General features: G+C 72.3%; 23 protein-coding genes and 1 tRNA gene. 13 read left to right on the top strand and 11 right to left on the bottom strand.

Features of this window, described 5'->3' with window-relative positions:
* The first annotated feature begins 80 nt into the window (after window positions 1–80).
* Window positions 81–617: a DUF3617 domain-containing protein gene (locus ACFSCV_RS11610; protein ID WP_378799743.1), complete on the top strand. Its 537-nt coding sequence runs from the start codon at window positions 81–83 to the stop codon at window positions 615–617.
* Between the two features lie 12 nt (window positions 618–629).
* Here ACFSCV_RS11610 and hrcA read toward each other — a convergent pair whose 3' ends face one another.
* Entirely contained in the window at window positions 630–1,721 is a 1,092-nt protein-coding gene (gene hrcA / locus ACFSCV_RS11605) for a heat-inducible transcriptional repressor HrcA (protein WP_378799742.1), read from the bottom strand.
* A gap of 133 nt (window positions 1,722–1,854) precedes the next feature.
* Here hrcA and rph point away from each other — a divergent pair, with 133 nt between their 5' ends.
* The 3 genes from rph to hemW are packed head-to-tail and all read left to right on the top strand — an operon-like array spanning window position 1,855 to window position 4,409.
* On the top strand, window positions 1,855–2,568 hold the full coding sequence (gene rph, locus ACFSCV_RS11600) for a ribonuclease PH (protein WP_378799933.1): 714 nt from the start codon (window positions 1,855–1,857) through the stop codon (window positions 2,566–2,568).
* Between the two features lie 30 nt (window positions 2,569–2,598).
* Window positions 2,599–3,264, top strand: coding sequence for an RdgB/HAM1 family non-canonical purine NTP pyrophosphatase (rdgB, locus tag ACFSCV_RS11595; protein WP_378799741.1), 666 nt, complete (start codon window positions 2,599–2,601; stop codon window positions 3,262–3,264).
* On the top strand, window positions 3,261–4,409 hold the full coding sequence (gene hemW, locus ACFSCV_RS11590; RefSeq protein ID WP_378799740.1) for a radical SAM family heme chaperone HemW: 1,149 nt from the start codon (window positions 3,261–3,263) through the stop codon (window positions 4,407–4,409). The genes rdgB and hemW overlap by 4 nt, the downstream gene beginning before the upstream one ends.
* Window positions 4,410–4,443: 34 nt before the next feature.
* Here hemW and ACFSCV_RS11585 read toward each other — a convergent pair whose 3' ends face one another.
* Window positions 4,444–5,664: a penicillin-binding protein activator gene (locus ACFSCV_RS11585; RefSeq protein WP_378799739.1), complete on the bottom strand. Its 1,221-nt coding sequence runs from the start codon at window positions 5,662–5,664 to the stop codon at window positions 4,444–4,446.
* Between the two features lie 153 nt (window positions 5,665–5,817).
* On the opposite strand from ACFSCV_RS11585, the gene rsmI reads away from it, so the two are divergent.
* The 5 genes from rsmI (at window position 5,818) to ACFSCV_RS11560 (ending at window position 10,641) form a co-directional block, all read left to right on the top strand.
* On the top strand, window positions 5,818–6,762 hold the full coding sequence (gene rsmI / locus ACFSCV_RS11580) for a 16S rRNA (cytidine(1402)-2'-O)-methyltransferase (RefSeq protein WP_378799738.1): 945 nt from the start codon (window positions 5,818–5,820) through the stop codon (window positions 6,760–6,762).
* 5 nt (window positions 6,763–6,767) lie between these two features.
* Window positions 6,768–7,133, top strand: coding sequence for a YraN family protein (locus tag ACFSCV_RS11575; protein ID WP_378799737.1), 366 nt, complete (start codon window positions 6,768–6,770; stop codon window positions 7,131–7,133).
* Between the two features lie 26 nt (window positions 7,134–7,159).
* A complete protein-coding gene (gshB, locus tag ACFSCV_RS11570; RefSeq protein ID WP_378799736.1) occupies window positions 7,160–8,116 on the top strand; it encodes a glutathione synthase in 957 nt (318 codons plus the stop codon).
* Entirely contained in the window at window positions 8,113–9,030 is a 918-nt protein-coding gene (gene mepA, locus ACFSCV_RS11565; RefSeq protein ID WP_378799735.1) for a penicillin-insensitive murein endopeptidase, read from the top strand. The genes gshB and mepA overlap by 4 nt, the downstream gene beginning before the upstream one ends.
* Before the next feature lie 81 nt (window positions 9,031–9,111).
* Window positions 9,112–10,641: a YifB family Mg chelatase-like AAA ATPase gene (locus tag ACFSCV_RS11560; protein ID WP_378799734.1), complete on the top strand. Its 1,530-nt coding sequence runs from the start codon at window positions 9,112–9,114 to the stop codon at window positions 10,639–10,641.
* A gap of 9 nt (window positions 10,642–10,650) precedes the next feature.
* Here ACFSCV_RS11560 and ACFSCV_RS11555 read toward each other — a convergent pair whose 3' ends face one another.
* From ACFSCV_RS11555 to ACFSCV_RS11530, 6 genes are all read right to left on the bottom strand, one after another.
* Window positions 10,651–11,550 carry an efflux RND transporter periplasmic adaptor subunit gene (locus ACFSCV_RS11555; protein ID WP_378799733.1) on the bottom strand — a complete coding sequence of 300 codons (900 nt, stop codon included), beginning with the start codon at window positions 11,548–11,550 and terminating at the stop codon, window positions 10,651–10,653.
* A gap of 11 nt (window positions 11,551–11,561) precedes the next feature.
* The gene (locus ACFSCV_RS11550) at window positions 11,562–11,759 is read right to left on the bottom strand and encodes a DUF1656 domain-containing protein (RefSeq protein WP_378799732.1); all 198 of its coding nucleotides are present in this window, start codon (window positions 11,757–11,759) and stop codon (window positions 11,562–11,564) included.
* Entirely contained in the window at window positions 11,756–13,771 is a 2,016-nt protein-coding gene (locus ACFSCV_RS11545) for an FUSC family protein (protein ID WP_378799731.1), read from the bottom strand. The genes ACFSCV_RS11550 and ACFSCV_RS11545 overlap by 4 nt, the downstream gene beginning before the upstream one ends.
* Window positions 13,768–14,211, bottom strand: coding sequence for a MarR family winged helix-turn-helix transcriptional regulator (locus tag ACFSCV_RS11540; RefSeq protein ID WP_378799730.1), 444 nt, complete (start codon window positions 14,209–14,211; stop codon window positions 13,768–13,770). Before ACFSCV_RS11540 ends, ACFSCV_RS11545 begins: the two co-directional genes overlap by 4 nt.
* Window positions 14,212–14,285: 74 nt before the next feature.
* Entirely contained in the window at window positions 14,286–14,786 is a 501-nt protein-coding gene (locus ACFSCV_RS11535; RefSeq protein WP_378799932.1) for a disulfide bond formation protein B, read from the bottom strand.
* A 47-nt stretch (window positions 14,787–14,833) separates the two neighbouring features.
* On the bottom strand, window positions 14,834–15,415 hold the full coding sequence (locus ACFSCV_RS11530; protein WP_378799729.1) for a YqaA family protein: 582 nt from the start codon (window positions 15,413–15,415) through the stop codon (window positions 14,834–14,836).
* Window positions 15,416–15,613: 198 nt separating this feature from the next.
* On the opposite strand from ACFSCV_RS11530, the gene ACFSCV_RS11525 reads away from it, so the two are divergent.
* Together ACFSCV_RS11525 and ACFSCV_RS11520 are read left to right on the top strand one after the other, a co-directional pair.
* Window positions 15,614–15,698 (top strand) — tRNA-Leu (locus tag ACFSCV_RS11525).
* A gap of 125 nt (window positions 15,699–15,823) precedes the next feature.
* Window positions 15,824–16,435 (top strand): LemA family protein, encoded by a 612-nt coding sequence (locus ACFSCV_RS11520; protein WP_378799728.1) that lies wholly within the window; start codon window positions 15,824–15,826, stop codon window positions 16,433–16,435.
* A gap of 7 nt (window positions 16,436–16,442) precedes the next feature.
* Here the strand turns inward: ACFSCV_RS11520 and ACFSCV_RS11515 are convergent, their stop codons facing one another.
* Entirely contained in the window at window positions 16,443–17,501 is a 1,059-nt protein-coding gene (locus tag ACFSCV_RS11515; RefSeq protein ID WP_378799727.1) for a serine hydrolase domain-containing protein, read from the bottom strand.
* 171 nt (window positions 17,502–17,672) lie between these two features.
* On the opposite strand from ACFSCV_RS11515, the gene ACFSCV_RS11510 reads away from it, so the two are divergent.
* Entirely contained in the window at window positions 17,673–18,416 is a 744-nt protein-coding gene (locus ACFSCV_RS11510; RefSeq protein ID WP_378799726.1) for a lytic transglycosylase domain-containing protein, read from the top strand.
* A 13-nt stretch (window positions 18,417–18,429) separates the two neighbouring features.
* On the opposite strand, the gene ACFSCV_RS11505 is transcribed toward ACFSCV_RS11510, so the two are convergent.
* A complete protein-coding gene (locus ACFSCV_RS11505; protein WP_378799725.1) occupies window positions 18,430–18,852 on the bottom strand; it encodes an OsmC family protein in 423 nt (140 codons plus the stop codon).
* A 121-nt stretch (window positions 18,853–18,973) separates the two neighbouring features.
* Window positions 18,974–19,948, bottom strand: a complete 975-nt coding sequence (locus ACFSCV_RS11500; protein ID WP_378799724.1) for a YihY/virulence factor BrkB family protein — start codon at window positions 19,946–19,948, stop codon at window positions 18,974–18,976.
* Window positions 19,949–20,080: 132 nt separating this feature from the next.
* Between ACFSCV_RS11500 and ACFSCV_RS11495 the strand changes: the two genes are divergently transcribed.
* Complete coding sequence (locus ACFSCV_RS11495) at window positions 20,081–21,034, top strand: DMT family transporter (protein ID WP_378799723.1); 954 nt, start codon at window positions 20,081–20,083, stop codon at window positions 21,032–21,034.
* The last annotated feature ends 11 nt before the right edge of the window (window positions 21,035–21,045 follow it).

Below are 21,045 nucleotides of genomic sequence, written 5' to 3'. Positions count from 1 at the left end.
CGCCTTATTGGGCGTTGCCGCCGGGTCTCCCGGGCGTATGGTGCGCGCGACGAAACGGGAACTTTTGGCAAAGGCCCCCAATGCGCATCGCTCTCGCCCTGCTCGCCGCCGTCGCGGCGTTTCCGTCGGCCGCCGCCGGCTTCGACCTCCCGCCCCGCAAGCCCGGCCAGTGGGAGATGAAGATCGCGGTCGACACGGCGGCGATGCCGCCGCAGATCATCCTGATGTGTCTCGACGAGGAGACCGACAAGCTGCTCAACCAGCGCTTCGGCGGCATGGCCTCCTCGATGTGCTCGCGGCAGGAGCAGTCGAAGGACGGCGACGCGATCGTGCTGGAGAGCGTCTGCCAGCTCGGCGACATGCGGACCGAGTCGCGCAGCGTCGTGACCGGCGACTTCGACAGCGCCTACACCATGAAGACCAGCGTCACCATGAGCGGCTCGAACGCGCCGGGCGGGCTCAAGAACGTCGCGCCGGGCGGTCCGCAGAGCCAGCAGACCACGATCGAGGCGCGGCGCACCGGCGCGTGCGACGCGAAGTACAAGCCCGGCGACATCGACCTCGGCATGGGCCGCACCCTGAACGTGCGCGAGATGCCCGAGCCGAAGATGCAGTGACGGCGCGCGCCGTCACCCCTGCTTGAGCAGCCGCCCGACCACCTTGGCGGTGTAGTCGACCATCGGCACGATGCGGGCGTAGTTCAACCGCGTCGGGCCGATGACGCCGAGCACGCCCACGATCTTCTGGTCGCCGTCCCGGAACGGCGCCGCGATCATGGACGAGCCGGAGAGCGAGAACAGCTTGTTCTCCGAGCCGATGAAGATGCGCACGCCGTCCGCGGTCTCCGCCCGGCCGAGCAGCTCGATGACGTCCTGCTTGGCCTCGAGGTCCTCGAGCAGCAGGCGGATGCGTTCGAGGTCCTCGAGCGCCTTCAGGTCTTCGAGCAGGTTGGCCTGCCCGCGCACGATGAGCTGCCGCGGATGGTCGGCCGAGGCGCCGGCCCAGCTCGCGAGGCCCGCGGCGACCACGTCCGCCGAAAGCTCGTCGAGCTCCTGCTTGGCGGAGGCGACCGCTTCCTCGACCGCGGAGCGGGCCTCGCCCAGCGTGCGGCCGCGCATGCGGGCGTTGAGGAAGTTCGCCGCCTCCGTCAGCGCGGAGGCCGGCAGGCCCTGCGGCAGGGCGACGATGCGGTTCTCCACCGAGCCGTCCTCGCCGACGAGCACGGCGAGCGCGCGCTGCGGCTCCAGCGGCACGAACTCCATGTGCTTGATCGCGGGGTCCTGCTTGGTCGCGACCACCACGCCGGCGCCGCGCGACAGGCCGGACAGCAGCGCGGAGGCGTCGGTCAGCACGTCCTCGACCGTGCGGGAGGCGCTCGTCGCCCGCACCTGCCGCTCGATCGCGGCGCGGTCCTCGGCCCGCAGGTCGCCGATCTCCAGCATGGCGTCGACGAAGAAGCGCAGCCCGAACTGGGTCGGCAGCCGCCCTGCGCTGGTGTGCGGCGCGTAGATCAGCCCCAGCGCCTCGAGGTCGGCCATGACGTTGCGGACGGAGGCCGGCGACAGCGACACCGACAGCAGCCGGGAGACGTTGCGCGAGCCGAGCGGCTCGCCCGTCGTCAGGTAGCTGTCGACGATGCGGCGGAAGATGTCGCGGGAGCGCTCGTCGAGCTGGGCGAGGCCCGAAGGCGCCTCCGGCAGGATTGGTCGTTCGATCGACATCGGGACATCACCTCGCAGGACGTCACTTTTCCGGTAAGCGGCCGCGCGATCAAGCGCCGAGGCGCTTGCGGCCCGGGCGCGGCGCGGGCAGAAAGGCGCGCATCTTACACTTTTGTTAAGGCCCTCCATGTCCATCCGCCCGTCCAAGCGCGCACCCGACGCGATGCGTCCCGTCTCGATCGAGCGGGCGGTCGCGCGCTACGCGGAGGGCTCGTGCCTCGTGAAGTTCGGCGAGACCCACGTGCTGTGCTGCGCCTCGCTCGAGGACAAGGCCCCGGGCTGGCTGCGCGGGCAGGGCCGCGGCTGGGTCACGGCCGAATACGCCATGCTGCCGCGCGCCACCCATGAGCGCACCCGCCGCGAGGTGACGAGCGGCAAACCTTCGGGCCGCACGCAGGAGATCCAGCGCCTCATTGGCCGCTCGCTCCGCGCCGTCGTCGATCTGAAGATGCTCGGCGAGCGCCAGATCACGGTCGACTGCGACGTGCTGCAGGCCGACGGCGGCACCCGCACCGCCTCCATCACCGGCGCCTGGGTCGCGCTGCACGACTGCCTCGCCTGGATGAAGGCGCGCGACATGCTGAAAGGTCCGGCGCTGAAGGACCACGTCGCGGCGGTGTCGTGCGGGATATTCCGCGGCCAGCCGGTGCTCGACCTCGACTACGCCGAGGATTCGGAGGCCGAGACAGACGCCAATTTCGTGATGACGGGGTCCGGCGGCATCGTCGAGATCCAGGGCACGGCCGAGGGCGCGCCGTTCTCGGAAGCCGAACTGATCGAACTGCTCGGGCTCGCGAAGTCCGGCTGCGCCCAGCTCGTTGAACTGCAGAAGCTCGCCACGGCCTGAACACAGGGCGCGACCGCGCCGGAGGAACGCATGACCGGCCAGGCTCCCGCGCTCGGCGCGCGGCTCGTGATCGCGACCCACAATGCGGGCAAGCTCGCGGAGTTCCGCGAACTGCTCGCGCCGTTCGGGCTCGACGTGGTGTCCGCGGGCGAGCTCGGCCTGCCGGAGCCCGAGGAGACCGGCACGACCTACGCGGAGAACGCGCGGATCAAGGCCGAGACCGCCGCGGCGCTCTCGGGGCTGCCCGCGCTCGCCGACGACAGCGGGCTCGCGGTGCAGGCGCTATGGGGCGCGCCGGGCATCTTCTCCGCGCGCTGGGCCGGGCCGGACAAGGACTTCACCGGCGCCATGGCCCGCGTTGAGGAGGACCTGCAGGACCGCGGCGCGACCGCGCCAGAGCAGCGACGGGCGGCCTTCGTGGCGGCGCTCTGCCTGGCCACGCCCGACGGCGACGGGCTCGACGTCGAGGGCGCCGTGCACGGCGTGATCGTGTGGCCGCCGCGCGGGACCCTCGGCTTCGGCTACGATCCTATGTTCCAACCGGACGGGTTCGACCGCACCTTCGGCGAGATGGCCTCGGACGAGAAGCACGGCGTGGTCTGGGACGGCGCGGGCCGCGCGACCGGGCTTTCCCACCGCGCCCGCGCCTTCGGCGAGCTGATGGCGGCGCTCTATCCCGAAGGCCCGCCGCGATGACCGAGCCGGGCTTCGGCGTCTACGTGCATTGGCCGTTCTGCGCGGCCAAATGCCCGTATTGCGACTTCAACAGCCATGTCCGGCGGGCCGAGATCGACCAGGACCGCTACCTCGCGGCCTTCCGGCGCGAGATCGCGCACATGGCGGCGCTCGCGCCGGGGCGGACGGTGGGCTCGATCTTCTTCGGCGGCGGAACGCCCTCGCTGATGAAGCCGGAGACGGTGGGCGGGGTGTTGGACGCCATCAACGAGGCCTGGCCGGTCGATCCCGGCGTCGAGGTCACGCTCGAGGCCAACCCGACCAGCGTCGAGGCCGAGCGCTTCCGCGGCTACCGCGCCGCGGGCGTCAACCGCGTCTCGCTCGGCGTGCAGGCGCTGAACGCGGCCGATCTCGCGGCCCTTGGCCGGCTGCACACGGTGGAGGAGGCGCTGGAGGCGGTGCGGCTCGCCGTCTCGATCTTCCCGCGCGCCTCGTTCGATCTCATCTACGCGCGGCCGAAGCAGACGCCGGAGGCCTGGCGCGCGGAGCTGGCCGAGGCGCTGGCGCATGCGCCGGAGCATCTGTCGCTCTACCAGCTCACGATCGAGGAGGGCACGGCCTTCCATGCGCTCTACGCCGCCGGCAAGCTGCAGACGCCGGACGAGGACGTCTCGCGCGCGCTCTGGGACGTGACGCAGGAGGTGACGGAGCGCGCCGGCATGCCAGCCTACGAAATCTCGAACCACGCCCGCGCCGGCGCCGAAAGCCGGCACAACCTCGTCTACTGGCGCTATGGCGAATACGCCGGCGTCGGCCCCGGCGCCCATGGCCGGCTGGTGGTGGACGGGACGCGCCGGGAGCTCGCGACCGAGCGCAACCCCGAGCTCTGGGCCGCCGCCGTCGAGGCCGACGGCCATGGCGTTGTGGTCGACGACGCGCTGAGCGCCGAGGCGCAGGCCGACGAGTTCCTGGTGATGGGGCTCCGGCTCGCCGAGGGCATCGACCTCGCCCGATTCCACAGGCTGTCCGGCCGCAGGCTCGACGCCCGCCGCATCGACGACCTGATGATGGACGGCATGGTGGAGCGCGTCGGCCGCGACCGCCTGCGTGTCACCCGCGCGGGCTTCCCCGTGCTGGACGCCGTGGTCGCCGACCTCGCGGGTTGAAGAGCGACGGCGTCAGGAGCCCGCCGTGTCCCGGTCAATTCGCCTGGGCGGTCTGGCCGTCGAAGCTCCGGGACGCGGGGCTGATCACCGTCGCGCCGCCCGGCTGGATCCGGTAGACCGCGAGCCCGCGCTCGTTGACGCCGTCGTTGCGGAAGCGGAACACGCCGTCGACGCCCGAGAAGCCGGACGGGTTGGTGAAGGTCTGATCGGTGAGCCCGGCCGCGCCCTGCATCTTCACGATCGCCGCGACGAGCGAGGTGGCGTCGTAGGCGAGCGACGCGGTGCGGACTGGGTCAGAGCCGTACTTGGCCCGATAGCGCTGCGCAAAGGAGCGGAAACCCGCGCTGTCCGGCGCGGCGAACCATGCGCCGGTGAGGCTCGCGTCGCGGGCGAGCGCGGGATCGTCCCACAGGCCGGTGCCGAGCAGTTGCACCCGCTTGGTGTTGACGCCGTTCGAGGCCAGCAGGCCGACGAGCGTCGGGATGTTGTCGGCGCCGTCTGGGATGAACAGCGCGTCGGCCTGGTTCAGCGCGCTCGACACGCGGGCCACCGGCTCCGCCATCTTGGCGCGGTCGGCTGGGTAGCGCTCGATCGCGACCACGCGGCCGCCGGCGCGCGACACCGCCTGCTGGAAAGCGGCCTCGGCGACGGCGCCGTAGCCGTTCTCCGGCAGCAGCGCGGCGAAGGAGCGCTTGCCCTGCGCGACGGCGTAGCTGACGACGCGCTGCACGTCGGATTCCGGCAGGAAGCTTAAGAGATAGACGCCGCGCGAGGCGACGTTGGCGTCGGTCGAGAACCCGATCAGCGGCACGCCGCGTCCGCGCGCCGCCTGACCCGCGCCCTGCACCGAATGGGCGAACAGCGGGCCGATCACGAGCTTCGCGCCCTCGTCGGTCGCCTCGTTCACCGCGGCCTGCGCGCCCTGCGCCGAGCCGCGGTCGTCCTTCACCACGAGTTGGATGTCGGGCTGGTTGAACTCCGAAAGCGCGAGTTCGGCGGCGTTCTTCATGGACTGCGCGGCGGCGCCGGCGTTGCCGGACGCCGAGGTCGGCAGCACCAGCGCCACCTTGACCGCGCCCTGTCCCACCACCTCCGGCTGCGCGAGCGGCTCCGACGTCACCTGCGGCGTCGGCACGCCCTGCAGCGGATCGACGCCGCCGTCTCCGTCCCCCATGCCGCCGGCGCAGCCGGCGAGCGCGAGCGTCGCGCCCCACAGCAGGAGGGCGCGGCCGACAGGCCTAAGGTCGAATGTCATGTTCGCCACCGTCGTTCGGCCGGGCGTCCCCAACACGCCGCCCGACTCGCCGATTGCCCCGAGTCGCCTCCGGTGGATTGCAACCAAGCGGCGACTTTCCGCCGACGCGCTCCGCCGATAGACTTCGTCCGTTGGTAACCGACGAGTCCCGCTATGCCAAGGGTCGCGCGGCCGGGCTCCGCGCCGGACGCATCTGACGCCGCCGAACCGGATCGCGCCCGAGGCTACCTCGTGGCCGGCGCGCGGCTGGTCGCGCCGCCGCTCGCGCCCGGCCTTCACATCGTCGCGACGCCCATCGGCACGCTCGCCGACATCACCCTGCGCGCGCTCGAGACGCTGGCCGCCGCCGACGCGGTGCTGTGCGAGGACACGCGCGTCACAGCCAAGCTCATGAGCCATTATGGCATCGGCGCGCGGCTGATCGCCTATCACGAGCACAACGCCTCCGAGATGCGCCCGAAGGTTCTGGCGCGGCTCGCCGCCGGCGAACGGCTCGCGCTTGTCAGCGACGCCGGCACCCCGCTGATCTCCGACCCCGGCTTCAAGCTGGTGCGCGACTGCGCGGCGGAGGGGCTCCACGTCACCCACCTGCCGGGGCCGTCCGCGGTGCTGACCGCGCTAGTGCTGGCGGGGCTGCCGACCGACCGTTTCTTCTTCGAAGGCTTCCTGCCGCCGAAGCAGGCCGCCCGGCGCGCCCGCATCGCCGAGATCGCGCGCGTGCCGGGCACGCTGGTGCTGTTCGAGACCGGGCCGCGCGTCGCGGAAGCGCTTGCCGACCTCGCCGAAGGGCTCGGTCCCCGGCCGGCGGCGCTCGCCCGCGAACTGACCAAGCGGTTCGAGCAGGTCCGCCGCGCGAGCCTGCCCGAGCTCGCGGGCGCGCTCGCGAGCGGGCCCGACCCGAAGGGCGAGATCGTGCTGGTGATCGGCCCGCCGGAGGAGGAGGCGCCGCTCGAAGGCGGCGAGCTCGACGCCCTGCTCGCCGCGGCGCTCGCGCGCGTCTCACTCAAGGACGCGGTGGCGGAGGTCGCCGCCGCCACCGGCCTCAAGCGCCGGGAGGTCTACGCCCGCGCGCTCGAACTCGCGCAGACGGCGGGGTGACGGGCTTGGCCGCCGCGCCGAAGCGCCTCGCCGCCTTCCGCCGGGGCCTGTCGGCCGAGACCAAGGCCGCGTGGCTGCTGCGGCTGCAGGGCTGGCGCATCCTCGCCCGCCGCTACGCCGAGGGGCCGGGGGAGGTCGACCTGATCGCCCGGCGCGGCCGCACCATCGCCTTCGTCGAGGTGAAGGCCCGCGGCGACTTCGATCGGGGCCTCGAGGCCCTGACGCCCCGCCAGCAGGCGCGCATCCGCCGCGGGGCCGAAGCCTTTCTTGCGCGCCGGCCCGCTTATGCCGGATATGTCGTGACGTTCGACCTCGTCCTCGTCGCGCCGGGGCGCCTGCCCAGACGGCTGCCGAACGCCTTCGGCTGGTAGTTCTCCCTCAAGCGGATCTTGGCCCCATGTCGCTTCGCGTCGCCGTGCAGATGGACCCGATCGAGCGAATCAACATCGCCGGCGATTCGACCTTCGCGCTGATGCTGGAGGCGCAGAGACGGGGGCATTCGCTCGTGGTCTACACGCCCGAGCGGCTGTCACAGACCGCCGGCGAGGTGACGGCGCGCGTCCGCCCGGCGGAGGTGCGCGACGTGGCCGGCGACCATGTCACGCTCGGCGAGGAGCGGCGGATTTCGCTGGGCGCGGAGGCTGACGTCGTCCTGCTGCGGCAGGACCCGCCCTTCGACATGGCCTATGTCACCACCACCCACATGCTGGAGCGCATCCACCCGAAGACGCTGGTGGTGAACGACCCGGCCCATGTGCGGAACGCGCCGGAAAAGATCTTCGTCCTCGATTTTCCGCAGCTGATGCCGCCGACGCTGGTGACGCGCGACAAGGCCGAGATCGACGCCTTCCGCGCCGAGCACGGCGACATCGTGGTCAAGCCGCTCTACGGCAACGGCGGCGCCGCCGTGTTCCGTCTGACCGCCGACGACCTGAACTACGGCTCGCTGGTGGATTTCTTCTCCACGAGCTTCCGCGAGCCCTGGATGGTGCAGAAGTTCCTGCCGAAGGTCTCGGAGGGCGACAAGCGCATCCTGCTGGTGGACGGCGCGTTCGCAGGCGCCGTGAACCGGGTGCCGGCGAAGGGCGACCTGCGCTCCAACATGGTGCGCGGCGGAGCCGCGACGGCGACGGAGTTGTCGCCGCGGGAGCGCGAGATCTGCGAGACGCTGGGGCCGGAGCTGAAGCGGCGTGGGCTGATCTTCGTCGGCATCGACGTCATCGACGGCAATCTGACCGAGATCAACGTGACCTCGCCCACCGGCATCCGCGCGGTGAAGCGGCTCGGCGGGCCGGACGCCGCCACCATGACCTGGGACGCGATCGAGTCCCGCCTGTCGGGGCCCGCGCTGTGACGCCGCGGGCGGCGCTGGCCGCGGCGCTCGTACTGGTCGCGGCCGGAGGGGCCGCGCGGGCGCAGGACATCACGCCCCAGGGCTTCCGGCTGCCGCCGATGCCGCCGATCACCGCGACGACGCCCGCGAAGGAGCTGTTCGGCCGGGTGACGCGCCCGAGCGAGGGCCGCGGCCGCTCGCTCGGCTTCTACTCCAAGGGCTGCCTCGCCGGCGCCGACGCGCTGCCGCTCTCCGGCCCGACCTGGCAGGTGATGCGGCCCTCGCGCAACCGCTTCTACGGCCGCGCCCAGCTCGTCACGTATATTCAGCGGCTGTCGAAGCGGGTGGCGGATACGACCGCCTGGCCCGGCATCCTCGTCGGCGACATGTCCCAGCCGCGCGGCGGCCCGATGCTGAAGGGGCACGCCTCCCACCAGATCGGCCTCGACGTCGACGTCTGGCTCAGGCCGATGCCGCGGGTCGAGATGACCATGACCCAGCGCGAGACCATGATGTCGACCAACGTGGTGGCGGCCGACCGCGCCGACGTGGGCGCCGGCTGGACGCCGGACCACCTCAAGGTCATCCGCGCGGCGGCGCTCGACCCGCAGGTGGAGCGCATCCTGGTCAATCCCGCGATCAAGAAGGCGATCTGCCGCGACGCGCGCGGCGACCGCGGCTGGGTGCAGAAGGTGCGCCCGCAGTGGGGCCACGACTACCATTTCCATGTGCGGCTGGGATGCCCCGCGGGCGAGAGCTCCTGCAAGCCGCAGGCGGACGTCGCGCCCGGCGACGGCTGCGGCAAGGCGCTGGACTGGTGGTTCACGCCCGGCCGCCTGTTCCCCCTGCCGCCCAAGATCCCGCCGAAGCCGCGGCCGCCGATGACGCTGAAGGACATGCCGGCCGAATGCACGGACGTGCTGCGGGCTCCGTAAGCATGTTCTCTTAATGTTCTTGACGCCCGGCGGGCTTTCGCTACCATCGCATGCGGCGGATGGCGCGGGGACGAGGGCGGCATGGTCACGTGGGTGTCTACGGTCGCGTTCGAGGGGGTCGAGGCCCGGGCGGTGGACGTCCAGGTGCAGGTCGCGCCCGGCATGCCGGCCTTCAACGTGGTGGGGCTGCCCGACAAGGCGGTGACCGAGGCGCGCGAGCGGGTGCGCGCAGCCCTCGTGGCGTCGGGGCTCGCGCTGCCGCCGCGGCGCATCACCGTCAATCTCGCTCCGGCCGACCTGCCCAAAGAGGGCAGTCATTTCGACCTGCCGATCGCGCTCGGCCTGATGGCGGCGCTGGGCGCGGTGCCGCAGGACGCGCTCGCCGACGTCACCGTGCTCGGCGAGCTCGCGCTCGACGGCACGATCGCGGCGGTCGCCGGCTGCCTGCCGGCCGCGGTCGCGGCTCACGCCCGCGGCCACGCGCTGATCTGCCCCGAGGCTTGCGGGGCGGAGGCCGCCTGGGCGAGCGCCGACCTTCCCATCGTCGCGCCGCGCTCGCTGATCCAGATCGCGAACCATCTGAAGGGCGTGCAGGTGCTGGCGCGGCCGCGGCCCGGCCTGCCGGAGGCGGGCGCCGCGGCTCCGGACCTTCGAGACGTGCGCGGCCAGGAGACGGCGAAGCGGGCGCTCGAGATCGCGGCGGCCGGGGGGCACAATCTGCTGTTTTCAGGCTCTCCGGGCTCGGGCAAGTCGATGCTGGCGAGCCGGCTGCCCGGCCTTCTGCCGCCGCTCGCGCCGCGCGAACTGCTCGAGGTCGCCATGATCCGCTCGGTCGCGGGCGAACTCGCCGGCGGGCGTCTGAGCGACCGGCGCCCCTTCCGCAGCCCGCACCACTCCGCCTCGATGGCGGCGCTGGTGGGCGGCGGGGCGCGTCCTCGGCCGGGGGAGATCGCGCTCGCGCACAACGGCGTGCTGTTCCTCGACGAGTTGCCGGAGTTCAGTCCCCAGGCGCTCGACGCGCTGCGCCAGCCGCTCGAAAGCGGCGAGGCGGTGATCGCGCGTGCGAACCACCGCATCGCCTATCCCGCCCGCTTCCAGCTCGTCGCGGCGATGAACCCCTGCCGCTGCGGCGGCGGCGAGGGCGGCCACGCCTGCCGGCGCGGACCCCGCTGCGCGCAGGAGTACCAGTCGCGGATCTCCGGGCCGCTGCTCGACCGCATCGACATCCGGCTCGACGTGCCGGCGGTCACCGCCGCCGATCTGATGGCGCCGGCGGCGAGCGAGGACAGCGCGACCGTCGCGGCGCGGGTCGCCGCCGCGCGACGCCTGCAGACGACGCGGGCGGAGACGCTCGGGATCGCCGGATCGCCGCTCAACGCCCATGTGGGCGTCGGCGCGCTGGAGGAGATGGCGCAGGCCGACGCCGCCGGGCGGCGGCTGTTGCGGGACGCGGCGGACGCGCTGAAGCTGTCGGCGCGCGGCTACCACCGGGTGCTGCGGGTCGCCCGCACCATCGCCGATCTCGACGGCGCCGAGACCGTGGGCCGCATCCATCTCGCGGAGGCGCTCGCCTATCGCAGCGCGCCGGCCGCGGAGGCGAGGGCCGCGTGAGGCCCTTCGTCAGCGCTGCGGCGTGGCCGCCGGGTCGCCGCGCTCGCGCGGATGGATCACGACCGTCGCGGTCATGCCCGCGGCGAGCGCGACGTTGTCGGGCGGCGCGACGAGCCGCACGCGGACCGGGATGCGCTGCGCGAGCCGCACCCAGGTGAAGCTCGGATTGATGTTCGCGATCAGGTCTGAGCTCGTGACGTTGTCACGGTCGACGATGGCGCGGGCGATTCCCTCGACATGTCCGGTGAGGTCCGGGCCGCCGGCCATCAGCCGGACGGTCGCCGCGTCGCCCTCGCGGACGGCGTGGAGCTTGGTCTCCTCGAGATAGGCGGCGACATAGAAGCTGTCGCTGTCGACCACCGCGATGGCGGCCCTTCCGGCGGTGGCGTAGTCGCCAAGGTCGAGCAGCAGGTTGGTGACGTAGCCGTTGACCGGCGAGACGATCACAGTGCGCTCGAGATTGAGCTTCGCGACGTCGCGCTCGACCTGCGCCTGCCGCCACGCGGCCTCCGCGCTCAGCACCGCGGTGCGGGCCTGCTCGCGCGTCTCCTCCGCCACCGCGGCGGACGTCAGCCTGTCGCGGCGCTCCGCCTCCTTGCGGCGCTGCTCCACTTCGCTGAAGCGGCCGTCGACCGTCGCCTCGGCCTGGGCCAGCGCCAGCCGGTAGCGCGCCTGGTCGATCACGAACAGCACGTCGCCCTTGGCGACCTTCTGGTTGTCGTGCACGCGCAGGTCCGTCACGGCCCCGGAGACGTCCGGCGTCACCTGGACGATCTGCGAGCGCACCCGCCCGTCGCGGGTCCAGGGCGTCTCGGTGTAGGCGCGCCAGGCATAGACGCCGCCGGCGAGCGCGCCGGCTGCGGCGAAAAGTGTGACGGCGACGCGGGCGGCGCGCGCGAGGCGGGACATGGGCGCGGACCTCACATGAGCGCCGCGACCGTCGCCGCGAGCAGCGCGACGAAGACCGAGGCGTTGAACAAGGCTGGATGCCAGACGAAGCGATGGACCCCGAGCCGCTCGAGAGCGGCGCGCAGCAGGCGCCAAGCGACGGCCGCGACGGCGAGATAGAGCAGCAGCGGCGGAAGGAAGACGCCGAAGAGATCGATTTCCTTGATCATGGCCGGGCCTCCGGGAGCGCCGCGCCGAACATCGCCGGGTGCTGGGCGAGGCTGACGCGGATCGACGAAATGAAGACCGCGACGTCGGCGGCGTCCGGGCCGTCGCCGGGCGCGTCGAGGGCGGCGGCGAGCGCCTCGTCCAGCCGGTCGAGCGGCGGCGCGGAAGGCTCGCCGCGCGCAAGCCGCCGGAAATGGCGGGCAAGCTCGGCGAGGGCGCGGGCGGTCGCGCTCCGCGCCGCCTGAGGCAGGGCGTCGAGTTCGCGGCGGAGCGCCAGTGCGTTGAGGCCGACGCGGACGCCCGCGAGCGCGCCGCGCTCGATCTCGAGCTGGCGCAGATCGTTCGGGTCGAGTCGCAGCATCAGGCCGTTCACCAAGTCGAACATGCGGCTTTCGAAGCCGAGCCGGGTGATCTGCCCGCGCGCCGCCGCCGAGGCGAGATCACGCCGCACGCCGGCCACCAACCGCCGGATCGGCCAGGCCGAGCCGATCGGGCGCAGCACGCCGAGCAGGACGGCGGCAAGGCCGAGCCCCGTCAGGCTGGCGAAGGTGGTGTTGGCGAAGGTCGTGAAGTCGTAGGTCATCGTGTTCGACAGCGACATCAGGTTGAGCACGCCGAGGCCGAAGGCGAGCGCGGGCAGCGCGCGGATCGGGTTGGTCATCTGCCAGGCCGTGGTGAACAGCAGCGGCGCGAGCGCGGCGGCGAGGGTCTCGAAGCCCTCGAGCCGCGGCAGGATCGCGAACAGATATGCCGCGGCGGCGGCCGCGCCGACGGCGGTCATGAGCGCGAAGGTCCCGGCCGCGGCGGCCGGGTCGTCCTGCTGGCCGAACAGGCTGACGAGCACGGCGACGAAGATCGCCGCGCCCGCGCCGGCGTCCCAGCCGGAGGCGATCCAGAACGCGCAGACCGCGACGAGCGCCGCGAAGGCGGAGGCAGCCGCCACGCCGGCGAGTTGGTGGTCACGATAGCGTGTCAGCGTCGCGCGCGGCTCGTCGCCGTCTTCGTCCGGGGCGTCGATGCGGCTCAGCCGGTCAAGGTCGCTCCGCAGCGAGATCAGGTCGGCGATCCGGAGCAGCAGAGTGCGCTCGGGCACGGCCGCCGGGTTCGCCCGCAGCGCGTCGGCGGCGGGCGCCGCCGCGAGCGCCGCGCGTCGCGCGGCGTCGCGGTCCTTCTCGGGCGCGTCGAGGGCCATGGCGTCGGCGGCCTGCTCGAACACCGGCGCCAGCGCCGCCGCCCGGCCGGGCGTCTCGGCGCGGAGAATTTCGAGCCGGTCGTGCACCGAGACCAGCATGGCGATCAGCGAGACCAGCCGTCCGTGCAGAAAGCGGATGCGCTGGTTCGATAGGCGCGCGGCGGCGCTGTCGAAGGTGGCGTGGACGCGGAGGCTGTCGAGGGAGGTCACGGTCGCGATCAGCGTGCGGCGGTCGCGGCCGACGCGGGCGGCGTCGGGGCGGCCGCGCAGCGTGTCGGCGGCCCAGGCGGAGGCGGCCGCGAGCGCCTGCTCCGCCGCGCCCTCTAGAGCTCGCCCGGCGCTGCGCGGAAAGAAGAGCTGGCTGAACACGCCGGCGCACGCGATGCCGATCATGATCTCGGCCACGCGGTCGAGCGCCGAAAGGAACACGCCGTCGGGCGCGTTGACCGCGGGAAAGGCGATGATGGCGGCGGTGTAGCCGGACAGCAGCGCGCCGTAGGAGACGGGCGCGTCGCGCAGGAAGATCGAGCCGTAGACGCAGGCGGCGATCCAGCCCGAGACGCCGAGCACGAACAGCTCCGGCGCGCCATGGAGCGCGGCGGTGAGCGCGACCGCGGCGACCGCTCCGACAATCGTGCCGACCACCCGGAAGAACGCCTTGGACAGAACCATGCCGGTCAGCGGCTGAGAGACGATCAGCACCGTCATCATCGAGCTCGAGGCCTGCGGCAGGTCGGCGAGCAGCGCCAGATAGCCGGCGAGCAGCGCGGCGAGCGTGGCGCGCAGGGCGAAGATCAGGCGATCACGGGTGACGGCGCTCATCGGCCCGCCCGTTCCGCGACGCGCGCGAGCACCCGGCGGCACACGGCGATCTCATCCTCGGTGACGCCCTCCAGCATGTCGGCGCAGGCGGCCGCCACCACCGTCCGCAGCCGCGCCACGGCCGCGAGGCCGGCGTCGGTGAGGTGCAGCGTCTTGGCGCGCCGGTCCGAGGGATCCTCGCGACGCTCCAGCAGCCCGGCCGCCGCAAGCCGGTCGAGCAGGCGGACGAGGGACGGCCCCTCGATGCCGAGGGATTGCGCGAGATCGCTCTGGCGCGCTCCGTCGCCGATGCGATCGAGGTGCAGCAGCGGCCGCCAGCTGGCGTCGCTGAGGTCGTAGCGCGAGAGCGTCTCGTCGAGCATACGCCGCCAGCGCCGCGCTGCGACGGCGAGGTCATAACCGAGCTCAACCGCGGTGGCGGGGGAAGACGAAGCGTTCATGGCTAATAGATAGCGTGCTATCTGTTAGTGCGACATGCTTTCTTATCGGGTCGGACCGGCGTCCCGACGGACGCTCAGGCGGGCCGGCGGCTGCGGGCGCCCGCGATGGCGAGGCCCGCGAGGCCGGCGGCGACCAGCGCGTTGTAGCCCGCGAGCGACAGGCCGAAGAGCCGCCAAGCCGCGCGGTCGCAGGGCACGATGCGGGTGGTCTGCATCTGCGCGAGCAAGCCGCCCGCCGAGGTCGGGGCTGCGTTCGCGCCGGCGCAGCTTGTGGGGCCCGGCCAGAAGCTCCACTCCACCCCGGCGTGGTAGACGCCGAGCGCCGCGCCGCCGGCGAACAGGACGGCGACCGCGACGAGCAGCAGGCGCGCAGGGCCGGCCGCGCCGCGCGCGGCGAGCAGGACGGCGATGAGCGCGAGCGGCGCGCCGAGGTAATAGGGCCAGCGCTGCCACAGGCACAGCATGCAGGGCACGTAGCCGAAGCCGTGCTCGAACACGAGCGCGCCGCCGACGGCGAGCGTGGCGACGGCGGCGATCAGAAGGCCGGCCATTGCCGGGGACAGGCTGCGGAGCATGGTCATGGCGCGAGTTATGGCCGATCCCGGCGCGTTCGTCGCGGGCGTCAGACGACGTATTTCACGACCACGAAACCGCCGACGACCACGACCAGGAGGATCACCGCGGCGAGTTCGAGCCGCTTCTCCACGAACTCGCGCACCGGCTCGCCGTAGCGCTTCAGAAGCCACGCCACCGCGAGGAACCGCAGCGTGCGCGAGATCAGCGACAGGCCGACGAAGGTCAGGAAGTCGTAGCCCGCGAAGCCCGAGGTGATGGTGACAAGCTTGTAGGGGATGGGGGTCAGGCCCTTCAGCAGGATGATCCAGGCGCCGTAATGGGCGTAGGCGTCGCGGAACGCGTCCATCTTGTCGCCGTAGCCGTAGAGCTGGATGATCCACAGCCCCAGGCTCTCGTAGAGCAGCGCGCCGATGGCGTAGCCGGCGATCCCGCCGAGCGTCGAGGCGACGCCGCACAGCAGCGCGTAGCGATAGGCCCGCTCCGGCCGCGCCACCGTCATCGGCACGGACAGCACGTCCGGCGGCAGCGGGAAGAACGAGCTTTCGGCGAAGGCGACGAGGAACAGCGCCAGCTCCGCGCGCGGCCCGGCGGCGAGCGACAGCGTCCAGTCGTAAAGGCGTCTCAGCATGGAGGTCTACGCCACGGCGTCAGCGCCGCATCGGGGAATTCGACGGCGAGAGTGCCGCGCCCAACGCTGACGAACCGTTACGACGGGCGACCGGATATGCGCGCCTCCGGCGCCTGAGGCAAGCGCGTTCTCGTAGGCGCGGAATTGACAGCCGCGCGCGGCCCCGACATCGTGCCGCCGCGCGTGGGGCGCGCCTGTGCGGGCGTGGTGGAACTGGTAGACGCGCCGGACTCAAAATCCGGTTCCGAAAGGAGTGTCGGTTCGAGCCCGACCGCCCGCACCAACGCCCTTGAGACCGCGAAAACGCTCCGACGGCTGCGTCCGGGCCGTCCGCGTCTTGACTTCGCGTCCAGGGTTTCGACCTAGGGACGGAGCGGCTTCCGGGCCGCGCGTTCGGGGGATGAGCCTATGAACCATCGATTGATCGACGCCGTCCGGCGCGCTGGCGCGCTTTTCGCGGCCGCTGTCCTCGCGCTCAGCCTCGCGGGCTGCGGCGTCAACAACGTGCCGACGCTCGAGGAGCAGGCCAAGGCGCGCTGGGGCGAAGTCCAGAACCAGTATCAGCGCCGCGCCGACCTGATCCCGAACCTGGTCGAGACCGTGAAGGGCTTCGCTCGGCAGGAGCAGGAGGTGCTGACCAGCGTGATCGAGGCGCGCGCCAAGGCGACGCAGGTCACGATCGACGCCGGCCAACTGTCGGACCCGGAGGCGGTCAAGCGCTTCCAGGAGGCGCAAGGGCAGCTTTCGGGCGCGCTCGGCCGGCTGCTCGCGGTCTCGGAGAACTACCCGGACCTGAAGTCGAACCAGAACTTCCTCGCGCTGCAGTCCCAGCTCGAAGGCACCGAGAACCGCATCGCGGTGGCGCGGCGCGACTACATCGCCGCGGTGCAGGCCTACAACACCGAGCTGCGCACCATTCCCGGCCGCTGGATCGCCGGCTGGCTCTATCCCGAGGCGAAGCCGATGGCGGCGTTCGAGAGCGCGCCTGAGAACGCCGCGCCGCCCAAGGTCAGCTTCTGACCGGACGTCAGGCCTTGGAGGCGTCGTCCGCGCGGGCGGCGCCGACGATGTCGGCGAACAGCGCATGCAACTCGTCGACATAGCCTGAGGCGCGTCCGGACGGGCGGGTCGCGTCCGAGGTGACCACGGCGGTCAGCCCGAGGTCCGGCGCGATGAACAGCATCTGCCCGCCATAGCCCCAGCCATAGCGCAGCTGCGCGCCGTGGACGTCGCGCAGGAACCAGCCGTAGCCGTAGGAATCGCCGGTGAACGGCGAGAATCCCTGCGGACGCCACATGGCGTCGATCCAGCCTTCGGAAAGCACGCGGCGGCCGTCGAACGTTCCGCGGTTGCGCGCCATCTCGCCGATCCGCAGAAGCGCCTGCGGCGACAGCTCCATGTCGTTGCCGCCGAAGTAGATACCCTGTGGGTCGCGCGGCCAGGGTGGGATCGTGACGCCGAGCGGCTCGCCCAGCCAGTCGCGGGCGAGCTCCAGCGTCGAGCGCCCCATTGCGGCGGTGAGCGCGGCGGACAACAGGTGCGAGCTGCCGGTCGAGTAGAGCATCCTGCCGCCCGGCTCGTCGACGAAGGGGCGGCTGAGGGCGTCGCGCACCCAGTTCCGACTGGAGATCCAGGCGCCGTAGTTCGGCCCTGAGGTGCGCTCCAGCCCGGCGCGCAGCGACAGCAGGTGGCCGATGGTGATGCGCTCCACGCGTGGATCGGCGTCGTCGGGGATCGAGCGGCGCAGCAGCGGGGCCACCGGCTGGTCGACGCCCTGAAGCGCGCCGCGGTCGATCGCGGCGCCGGCGATCAGAGCGAGCACGGTCTTCGACACCGACTTCACGTTGGCCGGGCGGTCGAGGGCCGGGCCGCGGAAGGCGCGCTCGAACAGCGGGCGGCCGTGGCGCGCCACGATTAGGGCGTGGAGCTGGGGGAGGCCGCTTGCGCGCTCGGCGATCGCGGCGATGCGCGGCGATGGCCCGCCGCCGCCTATAGCCGTGTCGGCGCGCGCCGCGACGGGGGCAAGCGCGACCGCGGCGGCGCCGGCCACGGCTGCGCGGCGGGTGAGCGGCGGCGTCATGGTCATGTCGGAGAGATCGTGCGCAGGCGCGGCCCGAGCAACGGGGCTGGGCTTCACGAGCCGGTCATCGCCCGATGACACGCCGCGTTAGGACATGGCGGGCAATCTGCTAGGCTTGCGCCTGCGGGAACATGACGGGCGGGCTCGCCGGACGGTTCGTCCGGCCTTCGGGGAGGAATGGCGGTGCAGCGACTGCGCAACGCCGCGTTCGGCGTGGTCGCCGGCCTGCTCCCGGCGCTTGCAGCCTGTCCTTCGTTCGCTACGGAAAGCGCGGCGGTTCCTACGTCCGCCGTCGTGGCCCCGGCGCCGGAGGGCCGCGCCGCCTATGTGGCGCTGGTCCGCCGGGAGGCCGCGGCGCGCGGGCTGCCGCCGGAGGTGGCGGAGGCGGTCGCCCATGTGGAGAGCGGCTACGAGCCGAGCGCGGTCGGCGCCGTTGGCGAGATCGGGCTGATGCAGATCCGCCCCGAGACGGCGGCCATGCTCGGCCATGACGGCGGCGCGCTCGCCTTGTTCGACCCGGCCACCAACGCGCGCTACGCCGTGCGCTACCTCGCGGAGGCGTGGCGTCTTGCGAACGGCGACCTCTGCCGCGCCCTGATGAAGTACCGCGCCGGCCATCGCGCCGAACGGATGTCGGACCTGTCGGTGCAATACTGCCGGCGGGCGAAATCCTATCTCGCCACGCTCGGCTCTCCGCTCGCGGACGGCGCGGCTCCGGAGGTCGCGATTCGGTCGCTGCTGGGCGACGTGCGGCCGTCGAAAGCCGCCGGCGGGCGCAAGGGCCCCTATCTCGGCTGGCGGCCGGGCCGCCACACGCCGGCCGACAACGCGCGGTTCTGGGCCGCGCATGAGGCGCGGATCAAGGCGCTGTCGGCCCGCATCGACGCCCGCCGCAGACTGAGGGTCGCCCGCGGCGGGTGAGGCCGCCGCGGGCTCAGGCGAGCGTGGCCTCGAAGTTGATCGTGGCCTTCAGCACCTTGGACACCGGGCAGCCGTCCTTGGCCTTGGTCGCGATCTCCTTGAACGTCGCCTCGTCGATGCCGGGAACCTCGGCCGTCACCGCGAGATCGATGGTGGTGATCTGGAAGCCGCCACCCTGCTGCTCGATCGAGACGGCGGAGGTCGCCCTGATCTCGTCCGGCGGGAAGCCGGCCTCGCCCAGCATCAGCGACAGGGCCATGGAGAAGCACGAGGCGTGCGCAGCGCCGATCAGCTCCTCGGGATTGGTGCCCTTCTCGTCGCCGAAGCGCTTCTTGAAGGAGTAGTTCAGCCCCGAAAGCGCGCCGCTTTCGGTGGAGACCTTGCCGGCTCCCTCTTTGACCGATCCGTTCCAGACGGCGCTGCCCACGCGTTTCATGGCGAACTCCTCCTCTGTGTCCAGGGTCGCCGCCTGACGAGCGGCGCTTGGCCAAGGACCTAGGGCGGGTTCGCCGCTTTGCATCGGGGAGGCGGAAACCCCGCCGGCCGGCGTCTCCGGCTCAGAGGCCCGCAGGCCGCGCGGCGGGGCCGATCGGCGCCACGGGCGCGGCGTCGGTCGTCGCGCGGGCGCCGTCGATCCGCGCCTTCCGCCGCGCGGCGAGCGCGGCGTTGAACTCAGCCCCCAGGATGAACAGCGCGGCGCAGACGTTCAGGAACACGATCGCCGTCATGATTCCGGCGAGGCCGGCGTAGGTCGACGCGTAATTGGCGAAACGCGCGAGGTAGATCGAGAACGCCGTCGCGCCGGCGATCCAGAGCGCGACCGTGACGGCGACGCCCGGCAGAACGTCCCGCACCCTCCGCCGCCCGCCAGGCAGCCACAGATGCGTCGCGGTCAGCCCGGCCGCCACCACCAGGATGGTGATGGCGTAGCGCGCGACGTTGCTCGCGAACTCCAGCGAGACGAAGGGAGCCGTGTATTCCGGGAAGTAGGCGAGGGTGTAGTCGAAGGCGAGCTTCCACAGGATCGGCCACAGCACGATCAGCACCGCCACCGTGATCAGCCCGAACGCGCCGAGCATGACGAACCAGATGCTCTGCAGCCGCGACAGCCAGAACGGCTTGGAGGTCGGCGACTGGTAGGCGCGGCCGAGCGCGATCCGCAGCGACTCGACCGCCGAGGACGACACCCACAGCGTCAGCAGAACGCCGATCGTCAGCACGCCGCCGCGCGGGGTCGTCAGCACCTTCTGCACCTCGGTGGCGAGCGGCATGGCGACGCCCGACGGCCAGGTGTCGAAGATCAGGCGGACGACGTTCCCTGACGCTTCGCCCGCCCCGAGGAAGGCCGCAAGCGCCGTCACGAAAATCAGGAACGGAAAGATCGCGAGCAGGCCCGACAGCGCCACGTGGCTCGCGATCGCCCAGCCGTCGTCGCGCTCGAACCGTCGCAGCGCGTCCCAGACGAGCGGCGCGAAGCTTTTGAAGACATCCCTTGGTCGTGCCCGCATGTGGCGGAAACGTAGCGCAATCATGGGGCGGTGGGAGTCCCCCATTCGCCGCAGCGCAACATTCGATCGCGGCCCGTGATGGAGTCATCACGGATTATCGCTTGCCCCGAACTGCGTGACGGCCGACCACGTCGCCTCTGATCTTCGGAGACGCGCATGCTCGTTCGCCTGTCGCCGCCGCTGTTCGTGCTGATCTGGTCGACAGGCTGGATCGTCGCGAAGCTCGCGGCCCCGCACGCCGACCCGCTGACCTTCCTCGTGCTGCGTTATGTCGGCGCGATCGCGCTGCTGGCGCCGCTCGCCTTCGCGCTCGGCGCGGCCTGGCCACGCGGCCGCGCGGCATGGGGCGCGGCGATGCTGAACGGCGTTCTGCTCCATGGCGTCTATCTCGGCGGCGTGTGGTGGGCGGTGGCGCATGGCGTGCCGGCCGGCGTGTCCGCGCTGATCGCGGCGCTGCAGCCGCTGTTCACGGCCATCGCCGCCGGTCCGCTGCTTGGCGAGCGCCTGGACGCAAAGCGCTGGGCGGGCGTCGCGATCGGCTTCGCCGGCGTCGCCGCGGTGGTCGCGCCGAAGCTCGCGGCCCCCGGAGACGCCGCGGGGCTCGGCTGGCCGCTCGCGATCAACGTGGCCGCCATGGTCGCCGTCACCGCCGCGACGCTGCACCAGAAGCGCGCCCTCGCCGGCGCCGACCTGAGGACGCTGGCCCCGGTCCAGTATCTCGGCGCGCTGCTGGTCACCGCGCCCGCGGCGCTGCTGTTCGAGGACCTGCGGATCGACTGGACGATCGAGACGGTCGCGGCGCTGGCGTGGTCGGTGGTGGTGCTGTCGATCGCCGCCATCATGCTGATGCTGTTCATGATCAAGCGCGGCGAAGTTTCGCGGATGGCCGCGCTGATCTACCTGGTGCCGCCGACCGCGACGGCGCAGGCGTTTCTCATGTTTGGAGAAACGCTGTCGCCTGTTCAGCTTGGCGGCATGGCGCTGGCGGCCGTCGGGGTGGTTCTCGCCGCCGGCGCGCCGCGCGCCACGCCTGCGTCCGCCGAAGGGTGCATTGCGGCAATCGGCTCCGAAGGCGAGGATGGCGGCCACAACGAACGCCGGCCAGCCTGACGCGGCTGCCT

Source organism: Methylopila henanensis, from assembly GCF_042681025.1.
In the GTDB taxonomy this organism is placed as follows: domain Bacteria; phylum Pseudomonadota; class Alphaproteobacteria; order Rhizobiales; family Methylopilaceae; genus Methylopila; species Methylopila henanensis.
The sequence above is the reverse complement of the archived record's forward strand: the minus strand, read 5'-3'. Positions and strand labels throughout refer to the sequence as shown.